Here is a 12,373-nt window from a genome sequence, read left to right as displayed (position 1 = left end):
CTAATAACTTAATGTTTGACCACGTGGGTGGTTAGAGCCATGCACTTGATTGTGGCAGTTCAAACAACTTCCGCCGCGCACTCTCAAGTCGTTTTCAGGAATGGCTACGTTTGCATGTGGCACACGGTGACATTCCTGACATAGCATTGGCAGCCGTTTATTGAGCAGGGCTTTGTTCACTGAACCATGAGGTGTGTGGCAGGATGTACAATCTTCAGTTACAGGCTCATGCTCCCATAAGAATGGGCCGCGTTTTTCTGCATGACACTCGTAACAAGCGTTATTGACGGTTGACCAGTTCAGGCTTGCTTCATTTAATGCCTGATGTGGATTGTGGCAGCTAGAACAAGTCATGACGCCGTCAATGATAGGATGACGACTGCGTTTGTGGATATCCGATTTGGTGCGGGAGTGGCAATCGGTGCATTTGTCTGCTTGCATTTCGGCAACCATCATCGGATCGTTTTTTTGATGCAGTTGGTGACAGCTTGCACAAGACAGCCCTTCAAAAGCGTGCTCACTGCTATGCCAAGTCGAGCGTTTCGCATCTTGGTGGCAAGATAAACACACGCTGTTTTGCTTTTCGGCCGGAACAGGGGAGTTTGGCCCAAAGGTGATCATCGGCTCACGAACTTGTCCTTTTCGCGGATTGCGCGCGTGATTGTTTGCTGGGCCATGGCATGCTTCACATTGTTTATCATTCATTGGCCCATGCAAATTCGCTGACTTGCCGTGGATGTTGTCGAAAATACCGGTTGCAGGTTTGTCTGAGGTATCGTCATGGCAACGAAGGCAGCCATCTGCTCCACGGCGTGAGTATTTCCCCTCAGAAAATTTGGTGTCCAATATAGTTTCAATTTCTTCTTGAGTTAACGTCGCCGCTTTGGGTTCTGGCTCGGCGACATCTTCCGAACTGACGGTGAAGATGACGCCTAACCCAAGTATCCCAGCTACCAACCACCGCAGAAACATTGCTTTCATAGCTCTTCCTTTTCTTGTCCTTAATTGTCAAAGCATTGTGTTCAATGACGAATTCAACGGTAGTCGTATACCTTGTGAACCTTATCTACCCCTTGTGACTGACCAATGGCATGGCAAGTTGCACATTGCTCGGAGCCCATGGCTTGTGCTGCTGTGTCTGCTCCAAATACGGCGCCGTGATTCAGCATATGGTTCAGAGTCGCATCTCCTGCCACACTATTCGGGTCAGCATTAGCTAAAGATGACTCTAAGTGACACGCGCCACAGGCGACTAATGCAGGACTAAAGTACTTACCACTCGCCAGAGAAGGGCGCGTATTTTGTTGGCTAGGTAAGTTGTATTGAGCATTGGTATGGCAGGCCTCACAGTTGTTGACTGCGCCAGGGAAAGGCGCTTCACCGCTATGAGCGGAGCCAAAGGCGTGGAATGAGTGTACGTGGTACTTTAGATCAGCCGCCATCCCAGGATAAAACGCAGAACGTTCAGAGTTATGGCAATTTTTACATTGTTGGAAGTCGGTGGCGGCATGTGGATGCTCACCAAGCTTATGGATAGTCAGCTCTTTGTGACAATCGTTACACGATGAAATGTCCGCGCCCACTGGCAGTTTGTGTTGCTTGTTGATACCAGACACATCAAACGAGCCGGATGCGTTATTGGCGGCAATGACGAAAGGCGATTTGATAAGATCGATGCCTTCAAACGTGACGCATTCGGCGAGCTCGCCATCTCTACGGTTGGCGCAAAGTGGCATGTCGGCGATGTTAACCGTCAACGTAGAGTTGGAGATTGGCTTAATCGCAGCGTCAGTGAAGTCTTTATGACACAAGAATAGGCCTTCTCCTTGAGCCTCACAGCCGTCACCAAGTGCGCCATCATCGGCGACGTTGAGACTGTTGTTTGCGACCATCGGGCCTTGGCCGTTATCCCAGTTCAGCAACAAATTGAGGTGGCCATGTTCATTGATGAAAGGTGTCAGTTCGTCGATGGATCCAATACCTGTGCCCGCTTTCGACACTCTTAGTTCAACCTCAAACTGGTCATCAATAAATCGCGCGCTTTCAACGTTGATTTCAAGCGAATCACGTGCCTTTGCAAGATTCTCTAAACGCATTACGTGAACCGTTTTAGCACTTCGGCTTGCGTCTTGGCCGATGATTGGAGCGCCATTGTCGTCTCGGTCATAAGGTCGGTGACAGCCAGAGCAGGAGTTTTGTGGTTCGCCGTTTCTTACCCAACCCGTACCGATTTGGTTATCATGCGCGCCTCTGTCTCGGTACAAGTGACAGGTCTCACAGGCAACTTGACTTGGGTGTTCAAACCAATTGTTGGCGTCTGATGCTTTCGCGACATCGGTTGAATGGCAGGTTGTACAGTTGCGGGCATCTTGCGGGAAAGGGTTGCCTTCAATGACTAAACCATTGATGTCGGTAACGAGCACGTCATTCTCGTCGACAGGCTGTTTGTAAGTCTCGGTGTTATTTCTGTCGCTACCTAATTTGAAAACATTACCGTGGTATTGATGAACAATGGCAGCGAGAGGGCGTCTGGCTGGCGCAGCGCCAGGGTTACTGTCATTGTGGCAAGCGGTACAAACGGCAATGTTGTTATCAATTGAGCGATAGCCCGGTCCATGATGAAGCGGTTCGCCCATATGGCAGTTTTCACAGGTGCCTGTTTCAATCACATTGCGGGAGACAGCCGTATCTGAACTTTCTTGCGGCACCCATTCAAACACGTAGGTAAAACCGTTGCCTTGCTCGCCATACGCCATGACGATTCGGTGGAGTTTATTCGCATCCCAAGCGATAAAACCATTGTTGCTAGAAGAGTCGGCAGTATAAGGATCGGACACTTTCAAAACGTCAGGAATGGCAAACGTGTAGCGATATCCCTCGTCTGTTTTTACTAATGTTCCATCCCAAACACTCTCCATGCTTGCACGGTTATTTGCGGTGTTGCTTGAGTGATGGAAACTCTTCCAATAAGTGTTTCCATGACGCCCATTGAAGGCAAAGGCTGGATCGCTCGAGTTTTGTGTATCGACACGAGAGGGCATTGCTTTAAGAAGTGCGATGCGAAAATCTCTCGTTTCGTCTAGCTCATGAGGTCTGCCACTGGCGTCTTTGACGGTAAAATTGACCACCAGTTTGGTTTCTCCGGTTTCTTGAGTGACCAATGATGGCTTGGAAACACTGATCTCGAAATCACCAACTGCAGGTGGTGGTGTATTCTGATCGTTTTTGCTGTCTGGACCACATCCGGTGAGCAGTAAAATAAACAATATTAATGTAGCGATCGACTTTAAACCGTTCATAGTCCCTCTCGATTCGTCCTAAAGTAAGTGGGAATGCATGGGAATGGTTGAATATTCCAATAAACGATTGATTGAAATATTAATTTTATATTCAAGACAAAAGAAAAATATCCATATTTACATCGCTTGAATAAATCGAAATACATGGCTTGTAAGAGTATAGACGCAATATGAAATATTATTAAAATAAACCGCTATTTTTGTGTGTGAATTTTGGGGTTGAATTTATTATCATTTTAAATCAATTGTTTGGGTTGGTTTTGCTGCGATTTAAGAGGTCGGCGCAGAAAAAGTAAGGGTATTGAACTACGCTACTTTAAATAGTTGACGGCTTAATATTTTTATCTTGGATATCGTTGGTTTTAAGTCGCGTTTATAAATTGATTTTCTTATCGTTTATTCGCTGTCTGGTTTTGATTAATAAAGATAATTACTACGGAGTCAGTCTAATATGCACCAGATAATTAAATTCTCACTAAAAATTTCCTCAGTGTTAGCCATCAGTTCTGCTTTGGTTTCCCACAGTTTAGCATCACCAAGTGAGCTAATTTCACAATACGAATGTGAAGCCTGTCATGGGCCAGACGGTGTTAGTTCCGACACGAATATTCCTACCATCGCAGGGATTCCCGAATTCAATTTTTTTGACCAGATGCTACGTTACCTAGAAGGTAGGCCTGCAAATTCTGTTAGTCACGCTTACGGAGACACGAGCAAAAAAGGCGACATGGTGTCGATAGTTAAATCTTTATCGGAGGCGCAGATTGAAGAGTTAGCAAAACATTATGCTGGGCTCGAGTTTGTGCCAGCTAAGCAGTCTTTTGATCAAGCGTTAGCGATGAAAGGTAAGGCTATCCACGCGAAAAGTTGCGAGAACTGTCATTCGGATGGTGGCAGTAACGCTCTGGATGAAGCTTCGATTTTAGCTGGTCAGCAGAAGGGCTATCTCGCCACGACATTGAAACAGTTTAAGCAAGGCAAACGCTCCGTTGATAAAAAAATGGATGAGGCGTTCAAAGGTCTTAGTGCCGATGATTTAAACGCGCTCGTAGAATACTATGCGAGTTATCGCTAGCGCTGCTTTGGGATGAACACCAATGAGTTTATGGCGTAAACCAAACAGAAAATGGATGCTCGGCATACCAATTGGTGGCTTATTGGCGTTTATCCTTGGTGGGGCGGCCCTCAGTGTTTTTCACTTTGGTATGGATTACACCAATCGCAACGAGTTTTGTTACAGTTGCCATATTGGGATGGATACGATAGTTGAGGAGTACCAAGCATCTCCACACTTCAAAAATGCTCAGGGTGTGGTTGCCGCTACGTGCAGTGATTGCCATGTCCCTAGGGAGTTTTTTGCTAAAATCGCATTGAAAATCGGCGCTACAGCCGATATCTATCACAAACTGACTGGAGAAATTACGTTAGAGAACTTCGAGGCGGAGCATCGTCCGAGGTTGGCTGCTGAAGTCACACAGCAGTTTATCGAGAATAAATCAAAACAGTGTCGATATTGCCATTCCGTTGACAAGATGGATTTCGAAGCGCAAGGACGAACCGTTGCGCGTCGACATCAAATGATGGAAAGTCGAGAGCAATCGTGCATTGATTGCCATGCGGGGATTGCTCATCACCTGCCTATTTCTCTAGATTCTCCAGAGACTGTCCCACCTGAGGAGTAATACTGATACTTTCGGCTTCTTTCGCGATGGCTTTGACCATGCCTTTGAATATGAATAGATGGGCTGGCATCATGGCAAACCAGTAAAACAGCCCGAGAAACCCCTGTGGGTGCCACCAAGCGGTGATATCCAGTTCTCGTTCATCACCATGGTCTTTGATGGTAATTTCTAAACGTCCAAGCCCTGGGCCTTTCATCCCAAAAAACAGGGAGAGGAACTGATCTTCCTCGCAGCGAATCACTTTCCAAGAGTCAATAAAATCGCCGACTTTGAGCTCCGGCCCCGGAGGAGAAACGCGAATCGGTTTCCCGCCACCAAAAAAGATGTCGAGCCATTCACGTGTGCGCCACAAAATGTTGGCAAAGTAATAGCCTTTTTCACGACTCCCGATTTTTTGAGCCACTTTCCATAATGCCGCAGCGGAGGCTTGAGTTTTTATGCTCGCACCGGCTTGTTTAGGGTAGTAGCCATACCCCGGTTGCCATCGACGAAGTGCCGCTGGCTCAAAGCCCCAAACATTACTGCGCACAAACGTGCCTTCATCTTGGATGGTATCGGATACCGCTTGCTCGTAGCTGATCAGCGTTTGCGGAAATCGTGCTTCAATCGCTTTGGAATCGGCAATGTAGTCATGCTCTAACCCCGCGAGTAATGCTTTGCCGATGTTTGCTGGTACAGAGGTGACCAAGCCGAGCCAGTACGATGCCATTTTGGGGGTAAGCAACGGTGTCGACCACAGCCGATAAGGCTTGTTGGTGATTCGGCAAATGACTTTAAACTGCTCGCGGTAGCTGAGTGTATCTGGCCCACCAACTTCATAAATTTGGCTTTCTTCTGGGGGTGATGCTTCGGCCAACTGCAATAAATAGTGATTGAGGTTGGGTAGGGCAATAGGGTTGGCTTTTGAGTCGACCCATTTAGGCGCGATCAAAATAGGTAAGTTGTAGACAAAATCTCGCATGATCTCGAAAGCCGCGGAGCCGGGGCCAATGATGACGCCAGCACGCAATTCAGTTACTGGAACACCGGATTGTCGAATGATCTTTCCAGTGGCTTTGCGTGCGGCCAAATGGCGCGAGTTTCCGGTTTGCGGTTGGATGGCACTTAAATAAATGACATGTTTGACACGGCTTTGCTCCAATGCGTATTTAAAGTTCAAAGCAAGGTTTAGCTCGTACTCAACAAAGTCATCGCCTTGTGCCATTCCGTGCACTAGGAAAAATACCAAGTCAAAATCGTTCACCACAGCGAGCGTGGCTTCTGCGTCGGCTAGGTCCAGATACCGCAACGTTAAATTAGGATGGGGCCGAGTCCTTAACTCCAAATAATCGATATGTCGCGCCGCAGCCGTGACGGCGTAACCTTTGTCTAAAAGTAACGGAAGAAGTTGAGAACCAATGTAACCCGAGGCGCCTAGCACCAACACCTTTTTCATTATCTGTCCTTTTAATCGTTGGTGGAATAAACACCACAGAGTATAATCATGAGACACTTTTCCCATTCTATCAATAAGTTGTCGTTGGAGCGCTTGTGACTTTTCTCTCTCAACTCTCAATACATGCAGATAAAGCATTCTTACGTCGCTTATTCGCGATCGCGCTACCAATTACACTGCAAAGCATGATGTTTTCTAGCCGAAGCCTCGTCGATGTGCTTATGCTCGGCCAACTTGGTGAAGCTGAAATAGCCGCTGTTGGGGTAGCGGCGCGCGCGACGTTTGTTACTACCATCATGTTAGTTGGGGTGACGACGGGTGGTGCGTTACTGACCGCACAATATTGGGGGGCAGGCGATAAAGTCGGGGTACGTCGCAGTACCGCTTTAACATGGATGATAGCCATGGTGTTTGCCGCCATTGCCGTTGCTTTGTTTGTTATTTTCCCACAGCCAGTTATGAAACTGACTACAGACTCACAAGAAGTGATTGAGTTAGGGGCCAGCTATCTAATTATTTCATCCGTTAGCATGTTTGCTGTTGCGTGTGTCGCTAGTATGTCGGTGGGCTTGAGAGCGATGCACCAACCGGGGCTGAGCACATTTTTTAGTGGCATAGGCATTCTGTCTAATGTTTTCCTCAACTGGGTGTTAATTTTTGGTCACTTAGGTTTTCCTGCTTTAGGGATTACAGGGGCAGCCATTGCAACGGTTATCAGTGGCGCTATCGAAGTCGGTTGTCTATTTGGCTATTTATGGCTGAAGAAACACATAATTGCATTTGGTTGGGATGATATACGCGCAGGTTTGGTTTTAGACAAAATAACGCGTTTCTTGAGCCTTTCCTTACCGACTACATTTAACTTTTTGGCATGGGCTGGTGGATTGTTCGCTTACCATGCCATCATGGGACAAGCGGGTGTGCAAGGTTTGGCAGCGTTGTCGGTGATGACGCCCGTTGAGTCAATCTCTCTCGCTATGATGATTGGCCTATCGAATGCAGCTGCGGTTTTAGTGGGTAACCAACTCGGCGCGAAAAACTTTGAACCTGTGTATTACCAAGCTTGGGCTACGGTCATTTTGAATGTGTTTATCGCATTTGTGGTCGCAGTTGTATTGATAGTGTCCAATCAATGGATCCTTAATGCGTTTAGTGCACTGACAGCGGATACTCGCCAGTTAGCTGAACAGTTTATGGTGATTCTTGCTTTAGGTGTCGTATTACGCTCGGTGCCGATGATGGTCATTGTTGGGGTATTACGTGCGGGTGGCGACGTTAAGTTTTGTTTGTATCAAGACATTCTTGCGCAGTGGGTGATTGGGATTCCACTCGCGGCATTTGCAGCGATTCAGCTCGGTTGGGAGCCGCAATGGGTTTACTTACTCTTTTTGACCGAGGAAGTTGTGAAGTGGACGATTTGTCTGCCAAGAATGGTGAGCCGAAAATGGATGAAAAACCTTATCGGTCAATAGAGGTAAACAGAGCTTTCTGCAGCTGCAAAAATCTGCTCAATACGTCAACAAAATTAGGAACAGAAAGTGAATCGAGTTGCATTTGTACTCTCATAGTGTGATCAAGCATTCAAAATACTTTCTACTAACAGGATTTTAGTGTAGATTCTGATCCCAATTTTTAAATACCATCCGAGCGGCATAATCAATGTTAAAACTGTCAGACCTATGTAAAGGCTATGTAGACGGGGGAGAATTTCACCCTGTATTACAAGGGGCAGAATTAACATTACAGCAAGGTGACCAAGTCGCTCTGATGGGAGAAAGTGGTTCGGGTAAAAGTACTTTGCTGAACTTAATTGCCGGACTGGATACTGCAGACTCTGGTGAAGTTCAGTTTCCAAATTTTGCCATGCATGATGCGCCAGAGCATTTGAGAACCCTTTACCGCCGCAACAATATTGGTAATATCTTCCAACAGTTCAACCTGCTTCCTACGCTCAATATTGCCGACAATATTCGTTTTTGTCGTCAGTTAAAAGGTTTGCCAGAAGATAAAGAGTTGTGGCGTCAAATTCTTTCTGCTCTGGATTTAATGCCTCTGCTAGGCCGTTACCCGGAAGAAGCATCTGGTGGTCAGCAACAACGTGCTGCTATTGCTCGCGCACTCTATATGGAACCTAAAATCCTACTCGCTGATGAGCCAACTGGTAGCCTAGACGAGCGAAACGCAGAAGCGGTAATGCGCTTATTGACGAGTCTCGCTCGCCAACTGGAGTGTACTTTGCTGTTAGTGACGCACAGTGAAAAAGTGGCGGCCCATATGGAAGGTAAGATTCGACTTCAAGGAGGGCAACTGCATGTTATGGCCCGTAGTTAAGGCACTACTCGGTCATTACCGTCGTTACCCACTACAAATTATTCTTGTCTGGCTAGGGTTAACCTTAGGAGTGTCCCTTCTTGTTGGTGTTACTTCTATCAATCAGCATGCAAAACAAAGTTATGCGACAGGAGAAAAGCTTTTCTCCAATCCTTTGCCATACCGAATCCGAACTAAACACTCTGCCAATAAAATCCCTCAAGGTTTCTATATCCAGTTGCGCCGAGCTGGGTTTAACCAATGTGCGCCGTTTGACGTGCTACATCTAGATGCTAAAACCGATATGAGCTTGATGCTGGTGGGGATTGATCCTGTCGCGATGATTCCATTGCAGCAAGGCAAATCTTTGGGTGAGATGCCCGTTCTATCATTAATGAAACCTCCTTATCCCATTCTAGTTAGTCAAGATTTGGCCGCTTACATGAGTTGGCAGGATGGGGACTTTATTGAGATGAATGACGGAAGTCGTCTCGGACCGATTCAAGTCGATAAAAACAAAATGCTCTCAGGGACTCGGTTGGTTACTGATATATCGTTGTTGCGTATGCTCAAGCGGAGCTCAGGTTTATCTGCGATTTCTTGTGGTGAAATGCCAGAGGAAAAGCTAATAGCACTGAAAAATATGCTACCTAATGGCATGACGCTCGTTAGGAATACGCGCACGGAGCTTGAATCGCTAACTAATGCATTCCACATGAACCTCACCGCGATGGGGATGCTGTCATTTTTGGTCGGGTTGTTTATTTTTTATCAAGCGATGTCTTTGTCATTTATTCAGCGACAACGTTTGGTGGGTATTTTGAGACAGACGGGGGTCAACGGAACGCAGTTGGCTCAAGCATTGTTGTTAGAGTTGTCGTTGCTCGTCTTTATTGCGTGGGCGTGTGGTAACTTTTTTGGTTTGATCTTGGCAAATGAACTGATCCCTGCAGTCTCATCGAGCCTGAGCGATTTGTACGATGCCAACGTAGGCTTAACAATAGGATGGTCTTGGCAGTCCAGCTTATATAGTCTGATCATGGCAGCGATGGGCGCATTAATATCGTGTTTGTGGCCATTGATTCGTTTGTTGAAGTCACAGCCAATTCGTCTATCTTCTCGACTGTCATTAATGCGATTTGCAGGGCGAGAGTTCTCTTGGCAGGCTCTTGCTGCGTGTGCGTTTTGTGTCGCGGCAATCGCAGTGTATCAAGCACCGAAAACACAAGAAACTGGCTTTGCCATTATTGCGCTGATGTTGGTTAGTGTGGCCTTGTTCATGCCATTTATTATGTGGCATATGTTCCAGAGCTTTTCTTACACCATGCGTTGGGTACGTGTACGTTGGTTTTTTGCCGATGCGGCTGCGAGCATGAGTTATCGCGGTGTGGCAACAATGGCGTTTATGTTGGCACTGGCGGCAAATATCGGCGTAGAAACGATGGTAGGCAGTTTTAGGGATACAACCGATAAATGGCTCAGCCAGCGATTAGCAGCGGATATTTATATCTACCCGACAAATAACTCAGCAGCTCGGATGAGTGCGTGGCTGCAAAACCAACCAGAAGTCAACTCGGTTTGGTGGCGTTGGGAAAAGGATATGCCAACCGAACATGGTGCCTTGCAAGTGGTGAGTACAGGCTCTTCTGAAGGTGAGCTAGATGCACTGACGGTAAAACTAGGTGTCCCGAATTACTGGTATCAACTGCACGCGACCAAGAGCTTGATGGTGAGTGAATCGATGGCCTTGAAGTTGGATATTCGCCCAGGAGACTTCATTAACTTGCAGGAACCACTGGGTGGAGACTGGCAAGTCGTTGGTGTTTATTACGATTATGGAAACCCGTATAACCAGGTGATGATGTCGCACCGGAATTGGCTGTATGCATTTGCAGGGACGGGCAATGTTGGCCTTGGTGTGGTGTTAAAAGATAGCGTTAATGGGGAGGGGCTGAAAAATCGCTTAGAAAATGTATTCCGCCTCCCGCAAGACCGTGTGTTTGATAATGGTAATATCTATAGTCAGGCAATGAGGGTATTTGATCATACCTTCGCTATTGCAGGAACCTTGGGCAACATCACGCTGATTATTGCTGTGTTTGGTTTATTCTTCGCGACATTGGCGGGCGAACTGTCGCGGCAGCGGCACTTCTCTTTGCTGAGATGTATGGGTGTATCCGGAAAGGAACTTGTCGCATTGGGTGGTTTGCAGTTGTTTGTCTTCGGGGCCATTTCCGCGATTATTGCGGTGCCACTTGGTCTGGCACTTGCACACTTGATCGTTGATATTATCATTAAGCAATCATTCGGCTGGTCTCTGGAGCTTCAAACGATCCCTTGGGAATACGCTCAAACTATTGCTTGGGCGATGCTTGCCATCATGATTGCCGGCGCATTGCCAGTTATTAGAATGATTAAGAGTACGCCAATGAAGTCATTAAGGGACGCGTTGTAATGAAAAAAGTGGGCTCTAAAAAACGCTTGTTAGTTTCAACGATCATTGTTATTACGTTTGCCTTTTTGACTGGGGCTGCTTTTTACTCAACTTTTTGGTTGGAAGCGACAGCGACACAAGAAAGCGAGCTTAATTCTATTCTAACGCGTGAAAATCAAACGATTTTCGAACCTGTATTACCTGACGAGCATGTCTCTTTACCGTCAGACTTTCGTTTTCATCCTGAGTACCAACATGAATGGTGGCACTACTTTGCGAAACTGAAAGATGAACAAGGGAAAATATACAATGTTCAATGGAGTTACTTCAGGGTCGCGACAGACGAGCGAGAAACCAGCGGATGGCAAAACCCTCAACTGTACATTTCACATGTTGTCGTTAGCCATGGTTCGCACGTCTGGAAAGAGCAACGTGTAGCGAGAGGCGGGATAGGCCAAGCTGGCATGACTAATCGTCCTTTCAGGTTATGGATTGATAATTGGACATGGCGTTCACTTGGTGCAACGCCTTTCCCTGGTAACTTGAATGTGACTACCGATACGTTTGGTTTAGATCTCAATACTATGACAAATGGCCCCTTTGTCGTGAATGGAGACAAAGGTTTTCAGGTTAAACACGCGTTGCAATCTGTTGCCTCTTTCAGTTTTAGTGCGCCATTTTTAAAGGTGAAAGGGAGTTTGAACATTAATGGCAAACGCTTCTCTGTTGCTGGCTCTGCTTGGGCTCAGAAAGAGTGGGGCAGTGGCTTAATTGGTGAAGGGCAACAGGGTTGGGATTGGTTTGTATTCAATTTAGATGATGGTCGAGCACTGACAGTCAGCCGCTATCGCCACCATGGACAAACACCGCATGTATTTGGCACCTTGTCCACACGCTCAGGTAAAGTCATTAATCTCTCAGATGATGATATCAGTATTAAACCAATGCAAGTGACCAGTTTATCAAATGGAAGAAGGCTGCCTTTGCAGTGGATTATTAATATTCCAAAGCATCAAATTAACTTGACCACTCGTATTATCAAATCAGATATGTGGCTTCCTTTTGTTATACCGTATTGGGAAGGTCCTACCTTAGCTTCTGGCTCCAACGAGGCTTGGGGCTTTATGCAGCTCACTGGTTATTAAATTCTGATAAAAACCACCCTAATGGGTGGTTTTTTAGTGGATGAAACTTCCTGAGTTTTTCTCAAAAG

The 12,373-nt window shown here is 46.5% G+C and carries 9 protein-coding genes; 6 read left to right on the top strand and 3 right to left on the bottom strand.

Annotated elements, in window-relative coordinates; all coding sequences use genetic code 11:
- Both CBX98_RS01970 and CBX98_RS01965 read right to left on the bottom strand, forming a co-directional pair.
- Positions 1 to 981, bottom strand: a complete 981-nt coding sequence (locus CBX98_RS01970; RefSeq protein WP_085343125.1) for a DmsE family decaheme c-type cytochrome — start codon at positions 979 to 981, stop codon at positions 1 to 3.
- A 53-nt stretch (positions 982 to 1,034) separates the two neighbouring features.
- Positions 1,035 to 3,299, bottom strand: a complete 2,265-nt coding sequence (locus tag CBX98_RS01965) for an OmcA/MtrC family decaheme c-type cytochrome (protein ID WP_109168468.1) — start codon at positions 3,297 to 3,299, stop codon at positions 1,035 to 1,037.
- Positions 3,300 to 3,750: 451 nt separating this feature from the next.
- Between CBX98_RS01965 and CBX98_RS01960 the strand changes: the two genes are divergently transcribed.
- Together CBX98_RS01960 and CBX98_RS01955 are read left to right on the top strand one after the other, a co-directional pair.
- Positions 3,751 to 4,374 carry a c-type cytochrome gene (locus tag CBX98_RS01960; protein WP_109168467.1) on the top strand — a complete coding sequence of 208 codons (624 nt, stop codon included), beginning with the start codon at positions 3,751 to 3,753 and terminating at the stop codon, positions 4,372 to 4,374.
- A 22-nt stretch (positions 4,375 to 4,396) separates the two neighbouring features.
- The gene (locus tag CBX98_RS01955) at positions 4,397 to 4,981 is read left to right on the top strand and encodes a NapC/NirT family cytochrome c (protein WP_012841927.1); all 585 of its coding nucleotides are present in this window, start codon (positions 4,397 to 4,399) and stop codon (positions 4,979 to 4,981) included.
- Here the strand turns inward: CBX98_RS01955 and CBX98_RS01950 are convergent.
- Positions 4,938 to 6,416 (bottom strand): DUF2867 domain-containing protein, encoded by a 1,479-nt coding sequence (locus CBX98_RS01950; protein WP_109168466.1) that lies wholly within the window; start codon positions 6,414 to 6,416, stop codon positions 4,938 to 4,940. The genes CBX98_RS01955 and CBX98_RS01950 overlap by 44 nt on opposite strands.
- Before the next feature lie 95 nt (positions 6,417 to 6,511).
- Between CBX98_RS01950 and CBX98_RS01945 the strand changes: the two genes are divergently transcribed.
- The 4 genes from CBX98_RS01945 to CBX98_RS01930 all read left to right on the top strand — a co-directional run bounded on the left by CBX98_RS01945 (position 6,512) and on the right by CBX98_RS01930 (position 12,305).
- The gene (locus CBX98_RS01945) at positions 6,512 to 7,888 is read left to right on the top strand and encodes an MATE family efflux transporter (protein WP_109168465.1); all 1,377 of its coding nucleotides are present in this window, start codon (positions 6,512 to 6,514) and stop codon (positions 7,886 to 7,888) included.
- Positions 7,889 to 8,075: 187 nt separating this feature from the next.
- A complete protein-coding gene (locus tag CBX98_RS01940; RefSeq protein WP_005393230.1) occupies positions 8,076 to 8,747 on the top strand; it encodes an ABC transporter ATP-binding protein in 672 nt (223 codons plus the stop codon).
- Positions 8,728 to 11,181: an ABC transporter permease gene (locus CBX98_RS01935; protein WP_005393229.1), complete on the top strand. Its 2,454-nt coding sequence runs from the start codon at positions 8,728 to 8,730 to the stop codon at positions 11,179 to 11,181. Before CBX98_RS01940 ends, CBX98_RS01935 begins: the two co-directional genes overlap by 20 nt.
- Complete coding sequence (locus CBX98_RS01930) at positions 11,181 to 12,305, top strand: lipocalin-like domain-containing protein (protein WP_046874817.1); 1,125 nt, start codon at positions 11,181 to 11,183, stop codon at positions 12,303 to 12,305. Before CBX98_RS01935 ends, CBX98_RS01930 begins: the two co-directional genes overlap by 1 nt.
- The last annotated feature ends 68 nt before the right edge of the window (positions 12,306 to 12,373 follow it).

This window comes from Vibrio sp. T9, assembly GCF_003123985.1.
GTDB lineage: Bacteria > Pseudomonadota > Gammaproteobacteria > Enterobacterales > Vibrionaceae > Vibrio > Vibrio diabolicus.
This window is presented reverse-complemented; position numbering and strand designations above follow the sequence as displayed.

Excerpts from the sequence above, each read along its gene's own strand:
- CBX98_RS01970 (WP_085343125.1), bottom strand. The coding sequence starts at position 981 with ATGAAAGCAATGTTTCTGCGGTGGTTGGTAGCTGGGATACTTGGGTTA.
- CBX98_RS01965 (WP_109168468.1), bottom strand. The coding sequence starts at position 3,299 with ATGAACGGTTTAAAGTCGATCGCTACATTAATATTGTTTATTTTACTG.
- CBX98_RS01960 (WP_109168467.1), top strand. The coding sequence starts at position 3,751 with ATGCACCAGATAATTAAATTCTCACTAAAAATTTCCTCAGTGTTAGCC.
- CBX98_RS01955 (WP_012841927.1), top strand. The coding sequence starts at position 4,397 with ATGAGTTTATGGCGTAAACCAAACAGAAAATGGATGCTCGGCATACCA.
- CBX98_RS01950 (WP_109168466.1), bottom strand. The coding sequence starts at position 6,416 with ATGAAAAAGGTGTTGGTGCTAGGCGCCTCGGGTTACATTGGTTCTCAA.
- CBX98_RS01940 (WP_005393230.1), top strand. The coding sequence starts at position 8,076 with ATGTTAAAACTGTCAGACCTATGTAAAGGCTATGTAGACGGGGGAGAA.
- CBX98_RS01935 (WP_005393229.1), top strand. The coding sequence starts at position 8,728 with ATGTTATGGCCCGTAGTTAAGGCACTACTCGGTCATTACCGTCGTTAC.
- CBX98_RS01930 (WP_046874817.1), top strand. The coding sequence starts at position 11,181 with ATGAAAAAAGTGGGCTCTAAAAAACGCTTGTTAGTTTCAACGATCATT.